The sequence below is a fragment of the Staphylococcus sp. ZWU0021 genome, assembly GCF_000798895.1.
GTDB classification, from domain to species: Bacteria; Bacillota; Bacilli; order Staphylococcales; family Staphylococcaceae; genus Staphylococcus; species Staphylococcus saprophyticus.
The window spans coordinates 707,484-726,469 of the sequence record NZ_JTLN01000027.1; the positions used below are offsets into that span (position 1 = coordinate 707,484).

The window sequence follows — 18,986 nt, forward strand, 5'->3', positions numbered from 1 at the left end:
CTTTCTATAAAATAAAAACCACAAGCCTAAGCCTGTGGTTCTTCTGGATAATCCTCTCCTGTGATTTTGGCGTATTCCTCTTTAGTTGTTACCCCTAACTCTACATATGTTGCTATATCTTCATTTGTATAAGCGTTTATATCATAAAACCATTTAATACTTTCGTAAGTCGGCCACATTATTCAACACTCCCTTTTAATTTAGAAATTTCAATTAAAGCATTAGCTAGTTGTTTTTCTGTTTCTTTAAGTTGACTGTTACCTTTCACAACTTGAATTTGTAATTTGGCTACTATCATTTCTAACTGACTAGGCACTACAGATGGTGGTTGGTTTGTATCTTGAAATTGTTGTTCAGAAGCACCATGCCAATTCTCACCATCAAACTGTCTAGGTGGGTATAAATCATAAGGTGGCATTGTTTCTGTATATTGATACAGATTTTGTGCTTTTAAATCTTCCTCATCTAATACACCTTCATCATCAGCTTTAATTAAAAAAGGTTTCCCGTTATAATCGAAAACTTGTTTATACATCTAATCACCCCACTAAGTAAGTTAAATGACCGTAGATGTAATCACCTATAGCCATTGTATTATTATTGTCTTGCCATACTTTGAAAATTTTATTTACTGTGTCGTAACTGCATTTGACAGGGTTTTTACCTAGTGTTCCGTTTGTTCTCGCTAGAAAACTGAAAGCATATTTAGGTAAATATTGGTCTGGTAATGTTAGGAAAGGTGAGCCTGTGCTTAAAATGTCCTTCATTACTTTCATGTTGAAAATAATTTCGCAAATATCATTTTTTATTCGATATACAGAAAAGCCTAGAGAATCATCATTAACAAACCCACTCATAAGTGGTAGAGATTGCCAACCTGTATCGTAAAATTTACTATCAGCATAGGCTTTTGCACTAGTCAAAGCGGTATCAGCTTTACTTTGCGCACCTTGTGTTGTTTCCATGTTTAACGTAGGATTTTTCCAATCTCTTGGAACACCATTTGTGTGGATTGTTTTACGATATACAATATTTAAATCACTGTGGATTAGTTCGATAACTTTTCTGCTGCTATTCCCTTCAGTTACATTGATTTCTGCAAAATATGAATTTTCTGCACCACCAGGATCTAACGGACAATCGAATGTATTATTACCTGGTATGATAGCTTCATAAAAGCCTGCGGATAATGTATGCACACTTTTAGATAATGTACCTAAATATTGACGTTTACCTGTGCTATCTGTGAAAGCATATTTCTGCCAATTCGTAGTATCTGTTTGTTTTACATAATTACTTGGCTGAACATCAGTATTAAATTTATCTATTTTCCCTTGCATACTATCATTGATGTTATTCAAATCTGATGCGTATTGTGATGACTTTGTAGTCAATTCATTCAACTTTGTGTCTGCTAAATCATTAATTTCCTTAACACTATTTGTCTTAGCAATTTCAATGTCAGATAATCCTTTATCACGCGCTTGGTCTATCTTCGCTACGTAATCTTCTTGATTTTTCATTGCTTGCTCAATGTTATAAATACGTTGTTTAATTAACGTTTCTAATTCATCAAATTCAATGATGTAATTTAATTTCGTTTCAGCATCAAATTCCCACATTAAACTTTTTTCTATCGTAAAACTGAATATACGTTCAGCAACGATTGCTTCTTTACCCTTTACAGCTACGTAAACTTGAGACGTAACTTTACCTGGACTACTTAAAATGTCATTAGGTACAAGTGTTGATATTTTACCGTTTAAACCGTCTGTAATATCTAAATCTTCTCTAATACTTAAACCATTAGAGTGTACATAGACGATGCTTGTTTTAACATTAGAATCTCCTAAAAGAAGTGGTTTGCCGTTTTGTGTAACTGTAAATTCGAACACCCCTGTATCTTTATCAGCAGTAGAAAAAGCGACATTTAAGTCGCTTCTACTTTGCCTAAATGCTGTTGTTTCTAAAACTAATTTTGCTTTTTTGTTAGGTGCACTTTCATAATTGACCATACATTACACACCTTTCGTTTTGAGTTTAGTTATTTCATTAGACACGTTTACATTGTTATAACCAATGACTGATGAATTTTCGTTGTCTGTGCCATCTACATACACGCCACCTGAACCACCATTGTTGAACACAGTTGTATTTTTTTGTCCTACGGAACGAATGGCGAAGTCTTTATCAGCACCCCATAAGTGATTACCTTCTACTGCACCCGTTTCACAATACGCTAAATAAATACCACCTCGAGGGTTGCCATCTTCCGTTTGTTGGTTGGTATTCGTTACGGTATTATCTCTAACGAAAAAGTTTTTCGCATATTGTATGAATATACCGTTACGGCCTGTGACATTGATTAAATTACTTGTAATGTGTATGTGTCTTGCAAATGCTGCATAACCTGTATATTGTGATATTTCATTGTATATCGCTTCTGTTTTAACGTTGTTGAAATAGTTTTTATCAATAAATAAGGTGTCACACCCTGTATGGCGGACACCTCTATAACCGTAATTAAACGAGTTATCTTTGATATGAACATTTGCACATAGATTAAGGTTTACAGCTTCCCCTTTGTCGTTGTTGTCACAATCAAAAACGTTATTATTTATATGAATATTAAATACTTTAGCTGTTAAGTCATTATATTGTTGTCCAAATGCACTAACTCCTGTTTTAGAGTAATTTTTGAAAATATTACCATTAATAAAGTACATTTCACCTGATTGTGGTTGTTCACTTGGTACGTTGTTAATGTCACTCGCACTCTTATCTAATCCACCTACTGATGAAATACGGACACCTTCCGCACAACTTTCGAACGTATTACCTTCTACCCTTACATTTTTCCACTTGTAAGGTCTGACGCCTGCACCTTTACATCCGTTAAAAACATTATGTGTAACTGTGATATTAGATTGCCATATGTTGTGCACACTTAAATGATTTCCTACGCCTACATCAGGTGCCCCTAATATGTCAGATGGTCTAAAGGTACAGCCTGTGACAATAACATCTTGGCAAGGAGTACCATCAAACTTGCCTTCCCCTTCGATACTTGCAGCAACATATTCTGATAATTGTATTGCCTCTTTCATGGTCTGTGTCGTTTTATTAATATAGCCTTCAAAAATACAATTCGATACTTTCAAATTACGTATACCGTTTGCATCAATAGAGTGATAAGATAATGTATTTCTAAATCGAACGTCTGTAAAAGTTATATTTTGAGCGTGCATTAAATTAACCATATTCGCTTCAACGTCAGGATATTTGTCTAATTGCTCATAGTTATGATCTAGCGTACCACCTTTGAAATGAATATTGCCATTACCTTCATAGCCTGCGTAAGCATCAGTGTATTTAGCATTCATAAACAACTCGTTTGTTTTCCCTCTTAAAATAGTTGCGTTATTATCCATTTCAACAGTAGTATTTCTATACACAATTAACGGTTGGTGAATAAGATAACTCCCCGCAGGTATGAACAAACGTCCACCTTTTGCCTGTTTGATACGGTCCAACGCATCTTGCAATTGATTTGATACATCGGTTCTTCCTGTATTATCCGCGTTGTATTCTTCAAAGTTGATATTTACAAATTTATTTTCAACTCTGCTGATTTCTTGTTTCACATAGTCAAAATCATGTTCTAATCTATCGTAAAGTACATCATGGCTTTTGCCGTCCATTGATACTCTGGAATCCAATATTTCTGAACCGGGGTCATCAATTTCGCCTTTGACAATGTTGGATATTCTTCCGTCTTGTCTCGCTAATTTTTCTTCTAATGTTGAACCTCTATGGTCTATCTGATTTGTTGAATGTGCTTTGACTTGTTCAAGTTTGTGAAACATAAAATCTTCAACCAGTCCGTTATGCGAGAATTCGATTTTGTCGAAATTACTGATATTTTCATTTCTGTAAGTCGAATCCAAATATGGACTTAAATTTCTTTTCAATCTAATCATATATTCATTCCCTCCAATACTTCTGTGCTTAATACGCCTTCATCATCTACTGTTAATTTGAACTTTTTTCCGGAAGGCGATTTGATAATGACATCTGTTGAGATATAAGATTCAATCAAATCTTCTACCCCGATAACAGCAGCCACGTGTGTTTGTGGAAAGTATTCATCGCCTGTTTCTTCATTGACTTCACGAATAATGTCTATTGCCTTACTCATCTATAATTACACTCCCTACAATCGAACCTGTTTGATACTTTAATGGTTGGACACTATAAATATTGTTGAGCTTTACTCTGTTCAATGCATTACTGACATTTTTTATTTTGTTTGTAATCGAGTTATTGATTTGAACGATATCTTTTTGGTTGTTGCTGAATCCAATTTCATCAGGCACTTTGTTTAACGGGTGGCTTTTTTTTAATCGAACCACTTTCAATTCTGAATCAAAGCCCATAATTTCATGAATGAACCAAATACTGTCTCTTTCTCCGATAGATTCATTGCCTACATAATTGATTTCTAAGTCAATATCAGGAGAATCCTTGAACTCTTTCAACATGGTCTTTTTAAGGTCTGACAGTTCGCTGGAATTATCATCGAATACATCTGGTGCTTCTCGTCTTCCGAATATGCTGTAATTACTCGATTTATGCTCATAAACTGTACTGTACAATTGTTCGCCGGTTAATTTGGCAGTTGTATTAATAACTGTTGTTTTTTCCGTTCCTACATACATGCAAGGTTTCGATTTTTTATAATCTATTTTGTCTTTAGGACCTTTGAAAACAACTTTTATTGTATGCTTTCCTTTATCCGCTCCCTTTTTCAGAGTGATATTTTGTATGTTTGCCGTTTTACTGAAGCAGCTGTATTCTCCTAGAGATTTATTATCAAAATAGATTTGAACTACTCCGCCTTTGCTCATACGTTTCAAACTGAATATAATCGTTTCATTACCGTATTTGCAGTTCAATGTGTATGAAAAAGACGCACCGATTTGTTCGGTACGCCATGTTCCTTCTTTAATAAAAGTTCCTGTATATGATAGTTGAGGTGGTTTGATAGGAGTATAGTTTTTAGTGTCCTTTTCTGTTAATTTCTTTCCATATCCTTTAACGACTGTTTTCAAATCACGTGTATCAATCGAAGCTTTAACAGAATCATTGTTATATTTGTATCGAATTACCTTTTCTGTTAATTGGTAGAAAGAGTGATCGTCATAAAAGTATATTTTCCTATTATCGGCGAAATAAATGTAATTAAATAATTCTGCACCCTCAACAATATATTCAATCCCGTTTTTGCCGCCTAATTCTTCAATGGACACCGATTTATTGAATTTACCGATTATTTCATAAGAAAAGCCTAATTTATTATCTTTAAAGGCAAAATCTAAAAACTCTTTTAAACTCAGCTGTTGTGGTTTGTTTTCTGAGTTTTCATCATTTAATGCTTCTTTCGATATATCTTTGCTAACATAATGATTCTGAAATTCAAACATGATATGACTGGCTACAATTTCTTTAGTTTGAATTAAACCGTCATACGATGCTGTACTGCTTTTAATGATGTATCTCTGACCTTGGTAATCAAGGTATGCTTCATTCTGCAAAAGATTATAAATATCTTCATTTCTGGAAGTTTTGAATGCTGTAAATGATATTTGACGTGTATTATTGCGTTCGTACTCATACGAGAAAGAGTCAATATTAAAATCGGTAAGAATTTCAGATACAGTTTCTTGAAAATCGCTTATTATAATATCTTCCATATCCTCACCTACCTGTAAATATAATTAAACACAAATTCTATTTCGAAATTAGATAAAGTCCCCCACACTTCGAAATCATTGAATCCAGGTGCTAAAGAGATAACCCCATGATTTGTTAGTCTTCCACATCTCTTCAAATCTAAATACGGATAAACACCATCTAATACCAAACTTTGATTTTTCTTTAAAGTTCCTTTGAATTCAAAAATATCTCCAGTGGTTTTATTAACAATTTTAAAACTCTTTTCTGTATTGCAGCGTATCCATATTTTCAAAAAATGAAAGCGTGGATTGATTGTATCAGTACTTCCATTGTAAATTTTGAATTTTTGTCTAGTATGTTTAAAAGTTATTTCTTCGTCAGGAATCAATCCGCCTTCAAACTGCCATTTATCAGACATTAAACTGAATTGGTCTGTCTTGTATAGCGATTCGGAATATCCTTTGTAAACGTTGAATGTGATTTCGAATTTAACTGCTGATGTACCTAAATATTCTGCCGATATTACTGGATTATCTACCGCATATTTTTTAGCAGGCATTTGAGAAGTCGATACATAATAACGTTGTCTAGTATTGAATAGGCCCCTTAACTTTTCTTCTAATAAATCAACATCAATAACATCTACACCATCAAAACCAACTTTGACCACTAAATTGAAAGGATCATAAGTTATTGCTCCTGGAATTTCACCGTCAATCCCGTTCATTTTCACATTATTATTGGTTTGAACCGGATAACTTGGTTTTGCTTCTAAAAAAATGAGTCCAGGAATTTCTTCCTGAACATCAACTGTGCCTTCTTGTTTAATTAATTTTAACCATCCATGTGTTATCAAACAGTACCACCTCTCATGTATGCTATTTCAGCACTTCTTTCACCTTGAATTTGAGATATTATCTTTTCTGTACTTTTATAGTCAGTCCCTTTAGGCAATTTTTGAATAACATCAATAACTGCTTCAGTTAATCGATTGTTTTTATCATTTAAATTGACAATTTTAGTCAGTAACTTTTCCACAATTGTATTATCATTATTAACTGTAACTTCTGTTTTACCTTTGTTCATACCAACATAGCTCATAGCCTGTTCAATTAATTGAATAGCTCTAGTACGTTTAGTTCTATGAAGTGGTATAACCATTTCTGCTTTGTTGCCTTCGCCAATTTCAGCTATTTGATGTTTAGTAACCATACCACCATTAGCGTAAGGACCGCCTACACCAATTTGTCTTAGCATTCTTCCTTCATATGTTGCTTTAGCATATCTCATACCAGCAATTAAGTTATCAAGTCCATTGAATATATTGCCATGACCACTTAACTTAAATGCATTAAATGTACCAGGTTTAACTTGTACTAATCCTCTAGGGTTACCTTCTGAACTGCCAGGTCCTACTGCTTTTGGATTACCAGTTGATTCTGTGTTGATTTGTCTTAACCAAGCATTTGCATATGCTGCAGTTTGTGGAAGGCCTGCTAAACCTAATGCTTTCATTACTTCTGGTCTCCAAGCTTGAACTGCTTTTGGCCCTGAGTTGTCACCGCCTTTACCTTCTAATGAATGTAACCATTTTTCAGGATTAACTGCAGTGTCATTACCTGGATGGCCACCACGCATTAATTGGAAGTGTAGATGGGCTCCACGTACAAAATTACCTGTAGCACCTGATTTACCAATTAATTGTCCCGCTTTAATTCTTTGACCTTGTCTAGCAATCTGTTTAGACAAGTGCATATACCAGTTCCATTCGTTTGCAGCTGTCTTGATTTGTACTGAATTACCTCCACCAAAGTCAGTCCATACTTTATCGGCAATACCACCTTTTACAGCATATATATTAGTACCTGTAGGCATACCAAAGTCCATGCCATAGTGTTTACCGCCATTGAAGGTTAAACCACCAGTATAGTTACCGAATCTTTGCCATATATCATGTTTGAATAACCATGAAGCGTCGCCTTCCCCGCCAAATTCTTCAAACATAGACTTAACTTTATCTGCTAATGAGGATTTTAGTTTTGAGTAAGCACCTTTAGCTATGCCAACAGTAGCATTTGCACCTTTTCCGAAATCTATACCCATGCTATCCATAACTTTGTTAACTAGCTTTTTAGGGTTTGAAACATAATCCCAAACATCGCCTATTTTATCTCCTAGCCATGCTGCTCCTTTTTTGGCCATTTCTGTTGTTTTTTCTAAACCATCCTCAGTTTTTTTCTTGATTCCATGTGCAGTTTTAGAAGCACCTTCTTTAAATCCTCCTGCAACGTCACTAAATTTGTCAGCTATCATACTACCAAGTGGGTCATCTTTTTTCTTTTTCTTAGTACCGCTATGAAATCTTGGAAGCAACCCCATATCTTGATAACGTTTAGTATCTGTTGCACTATGGACTTTATCTCCTGCACCTAATCCGATAACTACATCTCTACCTTGAGGTGCATAAAGTGAACCGTCTGCACGTTCAATTACTTCTTGTGTTCCACCGCCTGGTGCATTACCTTGACCTCTATCATTTACAACTGCAAGTGTTGGTTGTCTTAATCCGCCATCACTGTTTGTTGCAAGTGACGTTCCATCATAAGTACCAGTTGATAAATGTGGTATAGGTTTAATTAGTGTTTTATCGGTAATCGCTTTAGCAATTTTATTAATACCGCCAATCATACCGTTCAGACCATCTACTGCTTTATTGGCCACTGTTTTACCTAGGTCTGATGCAGCTGAACCAAAATCTTTTTTAATGTTCTTAATCCAGTCTAAAGTTTTACCTAACCAGGTTTTCCAACTACCGTGTGTTTTCTTGGATTTATCTTCGCCTTCATCAGCGATTTTTCCGAAGTTTTTCTTAGCGTTATCCCACATATTCCATAAGCGATCTTTGACGTTGTCTTTCATTTTACCGAACCATTTTTTTGCGCTGTTGAAACTATCTTTGGATTTGCCTGAAACTTTATCGCCAATCTTGTTCCACCATTTACTTGTGCCGCTATGTGTATCTTTGGAGTTATTTAAGCTGTTAGACTTTGTTTTACCCCACCATTTACGTACACTTCCAAATATATCTTTAGACTTACCAGCTATTTTAGAACCAATTTTATTCCACCACTTGCTTGTACCATTATGGCTATCTTTAGAATTATTAATGGTATTGGATTTCGTCTTGCCCCACCATTTTTTCACACTACCAAATATATCTTTAGATTTGCCTGCAATTTTGCTTCCTAATTTGTTCCACCATTTACTACTTCCGTTGTGACTATCTTTAGAATTGTTTACAGTGTTAGATTTAGTTTTACCCCACCATTTTTTCACACTTCCGAAGATGTCTTTAGATTTGCCTGCTATCTTAGAGCCTAATTTAGACCACCATTTATTACTGCCATTATGGGCATCTTTAGAATTGTTTACGGTATTGGATTTAGTTTTACTAAACCACTTTTTGGCACCATTATAGGCATCTTTGGATTTATCTCCTACCTTCTTGCCAATTTTGCCCCACCATTTACTAGTGCCATTATGGGTATCTTTAAACCATTTACCGACGTTCTTAGCAATTTTCTTAGCGCCACCAATAGAAGAATCTTTCATAACTTCCCATTTAGATTTAACGTGGCCTGTTTGAGCATCAATATTTTTCTTAACTCCGTGATTCTGTTTCAGTGCTTGATCTACAACATCTTTATGTTGTTTCTTAGCTTTTGATTTAGACTCATTATATTGCTTTTTAGCATCTTTGATTACTTTATCAGCTTGGGATTTAGAAAGTGTTCCAGTTTCATCACGTTGACGAACAGCTTCAGCTACAGTATCTTTATACTTTTTCTTAGCGTCTTTAATTGTTGTGTCACGTTCTTTAGCACTTTCTTTAATAACGTTAGATGCAGCTTGCATAGAAAGTTTACCTTTATTTTGTTTCATTCTTTCAAGGATAGCTTTCTGCTCTACTTCACCTTTAGATAAAGATTTAACTACTGTCTTATCTAATTCAGTTTGTAGTTTAGCGATTTTATCATTTTCTTTTTTAGTTAAAGAACGTTTTTCTCTATGAGCTCTAGCGTAAATTCCTAGTATTTGCTCATTAATTCTTTTAGCTTGGCTAGATTCTTTTCGATTACTCGATTTAGTTTGTTCTAGTATTTTAGCTTCTTCTTTTTTAGATAAACCGCTTGTTGCATTAAATATTTTAGTAAGACCTTTGACTTCACTGTTATGGCGTTTATCAAGTTGTTTTGTAACTTCTTGATTTATGTTTCCATATAAGCCTTTGATTTGATTAAACTCTTTATCGCCAATTTTTTTATGACTAACTCGAATTTCTTCAAGTTTAGTCTTGGCTTTTTCAGATAAGTTGTTATAAGCACTAAGTGCTTTCTTAGTCCCTTTTGAAACGCCTTTACCAAAAACATCTGTCTTATCTGTAGTTTTAGATATGGCTTTATGCAACATATCAAAGCTACCTTTTACAAGTTTAAACTGTACTGTGTTTTCTAATACTTTAGCAGATACAGTTTTCACTCCATCCCAAGCTTTACCTAAGCCTTTTCCAACTTTTCCAACCCATGAGAAATCCATTGTACCAACTGTTTGATTCCACAATTTGCCCATCTCTGAAATGCCTTTTCTGAACCAATCCATTTTGGCATAGGCAATACCAAATGTAGCAGTAAGTATTGTTAAAGGTAATGCTAATTTTCCGAGAATACCACCTGTTAACTTAGCAACTTTTCCTAATTTGCCGTAACGTCCTGTAGTCATGGATAGCATATTACCCAGCTTACCGAACATACCTTGTTGACCTTTAGTCGCTTTACCTGTAGTTGCAAGTGATCCTGCGGCTGCTTTATTAGCACCGGCATTAACTGCTGCTTCAGCAGTATTGACTGCCATCTGTCTATTTAATGATGCATAGCCCTGTGCAGCTTTACCAACTGCGCCAATTACTAACCCTGTTGCAAGAAGTACGGGTCCTGTTGCTGCTGCAAATAATCCTAAACCAATAGCACCTTTACGCACCCAAACAGGTAAACTACTAAAACCTTCAACGAAATGTTGTAGACCCTTAGCACCTGCTTGAATCATTGGTGTTAAGTCTTTACCAACTTGAATACCTAGTGACTCAAAAGCACCACCAAGTTGTTCTAAAGCACCTTTAAGGTTTTTCTTCATTTGGTCTGCAGCTTTCTTACTAGCACCGTCTGAATTTTTTAAGGATTTACTGTATTTATTAATTTTCGTTGGTCCTGCATCAATAAGTGATAAGAAACCACTTGCAGCTTCTGTACCTACAATTTGAGATACGGTCGCAAGCTTTTGTTCTTTAGTCATGCCTTGTAAGTTAGTTTTAAACTGACCTATCAGATTACCCATACCAACAAATTTGCCTTTACTGTCAGATAAATGAATACCCATTTCTTTCATCTTCTCTGCGGCTTGTCCAGTTGGTTTTGCTAATCTGATAAATGATGCACGAAGTACAGTACCAGCTTGTTCACCCTTAAGTCCTGAATTAGACATAACTTCAATTGCTGCAGAAGTATCTTCCATTGTTACACCAAGTGAATGTGCAGGAGTACCAGCATATTTAAGTGCTTCGCCTATGTAACTAATATCTGCTGCACTGTCATTTGCTGCTGTTGCTAACATATCTGCAACGTGTCCTGATTCACTCGCTTTAATATTAAAAGCATTCATAGAAGACGCCATAACAGTAGCAGTCGTAGCCATATCTGCACCACTTGCTTCTGCTGCACTGATAACACCTGGCATTGCTGCCATTACTTGTTTAGCACTAAAGCCTAACTGAGCAAGTTCATTCATTCCTTCTGCTACTTCTGATGCGGACTTACTTGTCTTAGCGCCTAAATCAACTGCTTGAGCTGACATAGCTTTTAAATCACTACTGCTTGCTTGTGAAACAGCACCGACTTTAGACATTTGTTGTTCAAAGTCTGCACTCTTCTTGATTGCTGCGCCAAGCCCTAAAGTGATAGGTGTTGTTACACCTACTGTCATGGAACGCCCCATGCCTTTCATGCTAGATCCAACATTATTAAATTTAGTACCCATGTCGTCAGCACGTTGTGCGGCTTTAGTAAAACTACTATTAGCAATTAACTGTTCTTTATTAAAAGCTTGCATTTCATTTTTGGTCTTACTAATAGTACGTTCGAGATTATTTAACGAAGCACGTTCGTTATTAACTGCATTTTGTGCTTTAGATAAATTACTACTATGATTTTTAATTGTTGAATTAAGGTTATTGAACTCTTTCTCTGTTTGTTTCAATTCAGCGTTTGTTTTATCATAAGTAGATTTAATTTTGGTATTCGATGCAGCTAAAGATTTATTTGATTCTTTTAATTTTTTAACTTCTGCGCCTTCGTTTTTATAGCGTTGTACTAACTCTTTATGTTTATTGGCTTGACGTTGTGTGGCATCTGATGCACGTTTGAGTTGTGCTGTTGTGGCTTGATTGGAGTTCTTTAAATCTTTTTCTGCTTGTCTAAGTTGCTTTAACTTCTCATAGGCTTTCTGCTTACTTTGATTTGTACGTTTATAAGCATTTTCAGATTTTTTAAGTTCAGCATTGGAAGTTTTTAGGGCTTCTGTTGAACGATCTAAGGCATTTTTATTCTTCTTATTAGCTTCAGTTAATTGCTTGTAAGCTTTTTCTACACCAGACACACGCTCTTTAGCCTTAACAAAATTCGAATTGACATCTTTTAGTTCATTTTCAACTTGATTGAACATTTGCTTTTGAACTTTAAGCTTTTGATTAAGTCCTTGGATTTTAGTGTTGTATTTATCCATAGACTTTTCAGACTTATCAAATGCAGATAAGTTAGCGCGCATTTCACTGTTAACTGAACCTAAACGTCGCTTCAAACCTTTAAGACCTTCATCAACATTCATGTGATCTAAGCCTAACTCAATGGTAAGGCCTTGTAGTTTTTCATCCATTTATTTCCCTCCTTCCTATCCGAATAAGTTTCTAAGTGCTGAACCTGTTATGACTTCTTGTTCTTCATCTTCTTGTTCAGATTCTTCATCATCATTAAGTAACTCCAACAATGGGAAATAAGGTTGTGACTTTACTTCTGTAAGAGTCCAACCATACTTTTCCATACAATATTTTTGTATATCTTTAAAGCTCGATAAAAGCTCTTTTATTGTAGTTATTCTTCTGTCTTTCCCGTTTCATTTGATGTAGTTTCTGAACCTTCTTCATCTTCGCCTTTGATTTCTCGAAATGTAGCATCCGATACTTTTGAATATTGACGAGTAGACATATTTTTCAAGATATCTTCTTCTGTTAATCCTTGATCAGCAAATAAGCTTACAAAATAATCGCGTTCTATTTTTCTTATGTCGGCGCTTTTAGCATTTTTCTTTTCTGCTTCTTTATCCATTTTTTCTAATGTTTCATAGAAACGTTCGGCCTCACCCAACGTTATATCTTCTTTTGAATAAGTTGCTGTTTTACCTGTTTCACGGTCTTTAATTTCAAATTTAATCATTATTTAGTCTCCTTTTATTCAAATAAAAAAGACACAGTTTATCACTGTGCCTTAGCTTTTTTACGAGATGGTTTTGTTTTAAATTCTGGTACGTCTACTAAATCCGATGTACCATCATCATTTACATGAACTACTTTAAATGTACCTTTTTCATATATTGTATTCGGTTTTAAATCGTTGATAGTAACTTTTGATGAACTATCATCATTACGAACTGATTCTCCAACGACATTACCTTGTTGATCTAATACCTGTAATTTCTCAGTCATTATTTAACCTCCCTAGTTTGCATTAACAACTGCACTTCTTGTGTTTGCTGTTACTTCCACATTTTCGGGATTATTTGGGTGTAGCAGTTCCATCAGAAGTTGGTGTAATATCTTCTGCTTCCTCTGGTGAAGGTGCAGAGCCTTCATAGCCAACGAAGACTTTCTTGAAGAATTCTTCTTCGCCTTCTTTACCTTCATGATAACCATAGACAATTCCTTGGTTTGTTCCATCAACATCAATAGTACGGTTCATCCAGTCACCAGTTAATTTCGTTGGTTCTGGAGCTTCAGCTTTTTCACCACGTGTTTTAAATTCGATAGAATCTAAACTGAATGTACCTTTCAGTAATGCCACGTATACTGGTTGTCCTGTTAAGCCATCTTCTGATTCACCTACTACAGTTACATATGGTGCACGTGTGTTTTCACCGACCCATGCTGAACCATTTTTGTCTTTAGAACGTCCAATAACTGCATTTAAGTCATCACTTGGAATGTTGAATACATCCATATCTGATTTAACTTCGTTTGTACCTTGTTTTTTCATCCAAACACGTTTGTTTGATGCAAACATGTCAACAAGTTCTGGTGCTAAACCAGTGATGTTCATGTTAACCGTACCACCGTTTTCATTTTCCCAAATCATACGTTTGATTACTTTTGATGCTTCTAAATCAAAAATACCTACATGCAAACGTTTAAAACCTACTTTATAAGAACCTTGTCCTTGAGCCATAATTAAATTCCTCCTAATTTTTTGTATAAAAAAGACCGTATCTATTCGACACGGTCACCTTTGTAATATTGATTTTTGGGTATACCTTCATATCTTCTTGATTTAACGTAACGTTTAGTCTCTTTAAAATAGTCATCTAATTGACTTGATGTACTTTTTAAATCTAAATCCCACATCAATCTTCTAATGCGTTTAGTTACCTCTATTGCTTTTTGTTCTGTATAAGCTTCCACATCTACTTGAATCAACCAATTTTCAGATAGATAATCATTTGATGCAAAAGTAGACGGGTTATCATATACAGAATTAAGAACTATAAAACTACTACTCTTATCTGCGACTTCTGTTGGTTTATAAAAATAAATTCTATTACCAACTTCTTGTTTTAAGAAAGGGTCATTTATAATTATTTCTCGAATGAGTTTTAATATATTCATAATTTTGCCCTCAAAACATTCATTATTATTTGTCGATAAGCAAACTCAGATTGCTTGAGTGTTTTGGCGATTACACCGAAACCACGTGGTGTAATTTTCTTACCGTCTCTTGTATAACCATGTTCATTTAAATGTACCAATTTGAATCTGTCCATAGGACCTTCCCATTTAATTAAAATAGAACGTGCTTTCTTTGCACTCTTACTATAAAACGGGTCTGTCTTAGTCATTTCATCGATTGATGCACCCGTATCTTCAAAGCTTTTGAAATTATGTTGTAAATTCTTCTTGAAAAACTCTCCACCTGCATTTAGTGCATCATCTTCGACCTCACGCATTCGTTCTCTACCAAATTTTCTTTCTAGTTGATTAATAAGTGATTCTACACCTTTCACTTCTACACTCATGCTTCTGCTAGTACCAATGTTAAATAACCAGGATTCGGTGTACTAAGGCGTATATCAACTATATTAAACAACTTCTCTCTATATAAAGGTTTATTAACCTTTATATAATGCTTATTATCTGGTAGGTATTGAGGTATAGGATCTCGAATAACAATTGTAAAACCTGAAGCTGATTCCGTGCTTTTTAATATTTCCAAATCTTTCATTGATGAACTGTATATTTTACAAAAGCAACTATATAGTTCCTCTTTTTCTTCATCTTCTGGATAAGGACCTGTATTAAAATACTGTAAAAATGAAACTCTATCTTTAAACTCATTAAATTCCATTTTTACCACCTCACCATTTCTTCAGTTTCAATATCATTCTTTGTAATGCACGCTCATTAAATGTCTTAGACTTAGATTGATCATTAGTATATCCACGACTTTCATAATCTCTAGCTACTATATATTTAACTGCTGTACAGTATAAAGAGTATTCCACTGTATTTTTTTCATACATTGGAACACCGCTTAATAGTAATTCTACTTTTGCAGACTCAATAATTTCTTCAATCATTTCGTTTTCAAAATCATACTCAATTTTGAGCCAAGTTTTTATTCTGTCTATATCCATTTATTTGCCCCCTATTCGGCAGATACAACAGCTGAAACTGAGTTAGCTGTCACATCAACATTTTGGGGATTAACTGGGTGAAGAAGCAGAAGCTTTAACGTTGGCAATACGGAATGCACTATCAAGTGTACGTCTTTGGTCATACCAAGCTGTTAACACGAACAAATATTCACCTTTTTTAACATCTTTATCAGTGTCATAAGTAGTGTTGTCGTAGTTAATACCAAAGTAATTGAAATCCCCAACAATTGGTTTAATAGCTGCATCTGTGAATACTACAGGTTTACCAAATACTTTTTCTGCAGGTGTATCGAAGAAGTTAGTTGTACCATTAGAAAGCACGCTAATAATGCTTACATAATCTACATATCTCATGTAGATTGTAGCGTTATCACGGTAATCTTCGTGTAAATCTGCTAAAGCATTGATAATCGCTTGATACATATCTTTACCTTCTACTTGTTTAATATCATTGTTGTAGAATGACATATGCTCTAAACCAGATTTAGGTTTAACAGCTAAAGCATCTTTACGTTCTTTTGCAGCAAGACCAGATTGTAATGCATTTTCTACCCAGTTAACTAACTCTACATCTGAACCGTGGATAACAGTGTCAGAAATAGCTGCAAACACTTTAAATTTATTTGTAGTGTATTTAACTGTATCACCTTTAACTTGTAATTCTTTCGCTGTTTCAACATCAGTTATGAAATCATCGTCATCTAATGTGTAAGAAACACGAGGAATTTCTAAGCCCTTAATATTAGTTAAACGAGCTTTTTCGCGTAATTGGTTTTTAGCGAATGGCTCTGAAACAATCTCTTTTGATAATGTTTTAGGTAAAAATTTATCCCCACCAGATTCATTACCTGTTGGTAAAGCATGCAATAAACGTTGCGCTTCTTGAGTAGGCTTAGCAAACTCAGTTGGCAATATAGCGTGACGATAGAATTCAGCTTTCGCTTTAATCATTTTATCTTCATCATTTAGAGATTGATAAGCGTCTCCACCTTCTTGTTTTTGCGCTTTAGCTTTTTCTTTCTCTTCAATATCATTAACTTGGCGTTCTACAATTTCAAAACGTTGTTGTAATCCTGTTTTATCCGCTTCTAATTGTTGGATATCTTCCATATTAACGTTTGGATCTGTTGCTTTTTGACTTAATTCGTCATTCTTTTGTTTTAATTGTTGTCCAATCATACCTAATGATTGTTTTAGTTCATATAATGTCGGCATTATATATTCCTCCTATAAGTTCATTGTTATTTTTAAAGTTTCACACTCTTGTGCTATTTTATTTCTGAGTTCTTGTTCTTCTTTGGACATGGATTTTTTAGGTGTTTCAACCGTATTTTCATCTTCGACATCCTCAACAGCAGTGATTTTGTCAACATCTTCACTGACAGATTCAGGAACATGCTTAAACAATTCGAATTGTTCTTTTGTAATACTTGCAGCCATTTGATTAACTCCTAGTATTTCATCAACAAATCCCATTTCTAGTGCTTCGTCAGCAGTCAACCAAGTTTCATCATCTAAAAGCTGTTTCAGTTCTTCAGTAGATAAGTTTGTTGCTTTATCTAAATAAGCTGAATTACTAACACTGTCTGTTTTCTCTAATAAGTCTGCTGTTTTACGTAAATCTTCTGCATTACCTACTGTCATAACCCAAGAATTGTGAATCATTAGAAAACTGTTTTTGTGCATAAAAATAGTGTCACCACTCATAGCGATAACACTTGCGATTGATGCTGCTAAAGCATCTATATAGATATTCACTTTTGCATTATGCATTTTCAACATGTTGTAAATAGCATGTCCTTCAAAAACACTACCACCTCCCGAGTTAATGTGAACGTCAATTTCATTAACTTCACCTAATTCGTCTAATTGCTTTTTAAAGTCAGTAGCAGTGACATCAGTATCAGTCCATTTATCGCCGACAATGTCACCATAAATGTAGATTTCACTTTTAGTGTCAGTCTTTCTCTTGATTTGGAAGTAACTCTTTTCCGTTGGCATTATTATCACCACCTTTCGTTGTATTTCTTTGTTCAACTGGGGTGTCAATCGGGTAAAGATCTCCACTAATCATGGGTTTATCTCCACCCTCAACAGGTGGTAAATCTTCCCATTCTCTAATTTCATTAATGCCATAATAACCACTACGTACAGCCTTAAAGTAAACTTCTGCTTGTGTAGCGCTGTCTGCACGTAATAATGATTTAACGTTAAATTTAAAGTATTGACCTTTTTGTCTATCATTTTTAGTAAGTAATTTACGATTAAGCTCTTCTTCATACTGTTTTATGATAGGTAAAAGCGTGTGTTGCAAATAAAATCTGTTTAGTTCTTCGTTTTTGGTAAAGTTTGTACCACCTTTAGCATTTAAAAACACGGCAGGTAACTGAAATACATTTGCTACACGTTCACGAGTCAAGTTTTCTGAGGCAACCATATCTTCAGATACATACTTTTTAGGTAATGGATCTATTTCTACACCAGGTTCTTGGAATAAAATACCCCCGTTTTCTTCATAAAAAGACTTAAAATCACTTAAAACATCTTCTCTTTTTTCCTTGGAAACGTTAGTTCCATATTTCAGAATAAAGGATTCAGGTTTTTGCATTTCTGCTAAATTGAATTCTCTTAGAGCATTATCAAAATCCATCGTGTTTTTTAATACATCAATAGGGCTAACACCTTGTACCATGTTAGATGCTACAATATGCTTGAAATGTAGCATATCAGTATTATGTACTACTAATTCATTACCTGTGGCTGCATGAATCATATAAAAAAGCTCTTTCGAATTGTTTTCAATTGCCATCTGTACGACATCTGGGTTAATTAAATAAAGTTTTTCTGGTTGTGCAAATACATCACGTTCTATTAGAACGTACGCATTACCTTTTTCATTTCTGCAAGTTTCTATTTGATTGATAAAATCAAAACTACTCATTGAATTGTTTGGCGAAACGGTAAGTAGTTCTGAGACATCATTATTTACAACTTTATAATTTTCATAAAGTTTCAGTGGTAAACTTGCCATTGAATTAGATAATTTTGTTATTGCAGAGAAAATAGTTTCGTTTGTTTCTAACGTATTATTAATCACCCCCCAGAAGTTCTTATTTTTCCAGGGTGAGAAGTCATACATTTTTTTAGTTGTTTGGTCTACCCAATTATCGATTAGTCTTTGTTTGATCTTGTCTAAAAAATTTCCATTTGCGATATTAATC

At 34.6% G+C, this 18,986-nt stretch carries 19 protein-coding genes; all 19 read right to left on the reverse strand.

The window, feature by feature from the left end:
• Positions 1 to 26 precede the first annotated feature (26 nt).
• Positions 27 to 179 (reverse strand): XkdX family protein, encoded by a 153-nt coding sequence (locus tag L987_RS13525; RefSeq protein WP_081979846.1) that lies wholly within the window; start codon positions 177 to 179, stop codon positions 27 to 29.
• Positions 179 to 535 (reverse strand): hypothetical protein, encoded by a 357-nt coding sequence (locus L987_RS08810; protein WP_047504167.1) that lies wholly within the window; start codon positions 533 to 535, stop codon positions 179 to 181. The genes L987_RS13525 and L987_RS08810 overlap by 1 nt, the downstream gene beginning before the upstream one ends.
• Positions 536 to 539: 4 nt before the next feature.
• The gene (locus L987_RS13295; protein WP_052190978.1) at positions 540 to 2,015 is read right to left on the reverse strand and encodes a BppU family phage baseplate upper protein; all 1,476 of its coding nucleotides are present in this window, start codon (positions 2,013 to 2,015) and stop codon (positions 540 to 542) included.
• 3 nt (positions 2,016 to 2,018) lie between these two features.
• Positions 2,019 to 3,980 carry a right-handed parallel beta-helix repeat-containing protein gene (locus tag L987_RS08820; protein WP_047504169.1) on the reverse strand — a complete coding sequence of 654 codons (1,962 nt, stop codon included), beginning with the start codon at positions 3,978 to 3,980 and terminating at the stop codon, positions 2,019 to 2,021.
• Positions 3,977 to 4,198: a hypothetical protein gene (locus L987_RS08825; RefSeq protein WP_047504172.1), complete on the reverse strand. Its 222-nt coding sequence runs from the start codon at positions 4,196 to 4,198 to the stop codon at positions 3,977 to 3,979. The genes L987_RS08820 and L987_RS08825 overlap by 4 nt, the downstream gene beginning before the upstream one ends.
• Complete coding sequence (locus L987_RS08830; protein ID WP_047504175.1) at positions 4,191 to 5,753, reverse strand: prophage endopeptidase tail family protein; 1,563 nt, start codon at positions 5,751 to 5,753, stop codon at positions 4,191 to 4,193. The genes L987_RS08825 and L987_RS08830 overlap by 8 nt, the downstream gene beginning before the upstream one ends.
• An 8-nt stretch (positions 5,754 to 5,761) precedes the next feature.
• Positions 5,762 to 6,592, reverse strand: coding sequence for a phage tail domain-containing protein (locus L987_RS08835; protein ID WP_052190980.1), 831 nt, complete (start codon positions 6,590 to 6,592; stop codon positions 5,762 to 5,764).
• Positions 6,589 to 12,720, reverse strand: a complete 6,132-nt coding sequence (locus L987_RS08840; protein WP_047504180.1) for a phage tail tape measure protein — start codon at positions 12,718 to 12,720, stop codon at positions 6,589 to 6,591. Before L987_RS08840 ends, L987_RS08835 begins: the two co-directional genes overlap by 4 nt.
• Positions 12,721 to 12,735: 15 nt before the next feature.
• Positions 12,736 to 12,885: a hypothetical protein gene (locus L987_RS13925; protein WP_047504182.1), complete on the reverse strand. Its 150-nt coding sequence runs from the start codon at positions 12,883 to 12,885 to the stop codon at positions 12,736 to 12,738.
• A 50-nt stretch (positions 12,886 to 12,935) separates the two neighbouring features.
• A complete protein-coding gene (gene gpG, locus L987_RS08850) occupies positions 12,936 to 13,277 on the reverse strand; it encodes a phage tail assembly chaperone G (protein ID WP_047504185.1) in 342 nt (113 codons plus the stop codon).
• A gap of 41 nt (positions 13,278 to 13,318) precedes the next feature.
• A complete protein-coding gene (locus tag L987_RS08855; RefSeq protein ID WP_047504188.1) occupies positions 13,319 to 13,546 on the reverse strand; it encodes a fibronectin type III domain-containing protein in 228 nt (75 codons plus the stop codon).
• A 70-nt stretch (positions 13,547 to 13,616) separates the two neighbouring features.
• On the reverse strand, positions 13,617 to 14,282 hold the full coding sequence (locus L987_RS08860; protein ID WP_052190982.1) for a major tail protein: 666 nt from the start codon (positions 14,280 to 14,282) through the stop codon (positions 13,617 to 13,619).
• Positions 14,283 to 14,323: 41 nt separating this feature from the next.
• Positions 14,324 to 14,719, reverse strand: coding sequence for a hypothetical protein (locus tag L987_RS08865; RefSeq protein WP_047504191.1), 396 nt, complete (start codon positions 14,717 to 14,719; stop codon positions 14,324 to 14,326).
• Positions 14,716 to 15,126, reverse strand: coding sequence for a hypothetical protein (locus L987_RS08870; protein ID WP_047504194.1), 411 nt, complete (start codon positions 15,124 to 15,126; stop codon positions 14,716 to 14,718). The genes L987_RS08865 and L987_RS08870 overlap by 4 nt, the downstream gene beginning before the upstream one ends.
• On the reverse strand, positions 15,123 to 15,455 hold the full coding sequence (locus L987_RS08875; RefSeq protein WP_047504197.1) for a hypothetical protein: 333 nt from the start codon (positions 15,453 to 15,455) through the stop codon (positions 15,123 to 15,125). The genes L987_RS08870 and L987_RS08875 overlap by 4 nt, the downstream gene beginning before the upstream one ends.
• Positions 15,456 to 15,465: 10 nt before the next feature.
• Positions 15,466 to 15,744 (reverse strand): head-tail connector protein, encoded by a 279-nt coding sequence (locus tag L987_RS08880; RefSeq protein ID WP_047504200.1) that lies wholly within the window; start codon positions 15,742 to 15,744, stop codon positions 15,466 to 15,468.
• Between the two features lie 69 nt (positions 15,745 to 15,813).
• A complete protein-coding gene (locus L987_RS08885) occupies positions 15,814 to 16,980 on the reverse strand; it encodes a phage major capsid protein (RefSeq protein ID WP_047504203.1) in 1,167 nt (388 codons plus the stop codon).
• 12 nt (positions 16,981 to 16,992) lie between these two features.
• Positions 16,993 to 17,766, reverse strand: coding sequence for a head maturation protease, ClpP-related (locus L987_RS08890; RefSeq protein WP_047504206.1), 774 nt, complete (start codon positions 17,764 to 17,766; stop codon positions 16,993 to 16,995).
• Complete coding sequence (locus L987_RS08895; RefSeq protein ID WP_047504209.1) at positions 17,723 to 18,985, reverse strand: phage portal protein; 1,263 nt, start codon at positions 18,983 to 18,985, stop codon at positions 17,723 to 17,725. The genes L987_RS08890 and L987_RS08895 overlap by 44 nt, the downstream gene beginning before the upstream one ends.
• Position 18,986: the final 1 nt, after the last annotated feature.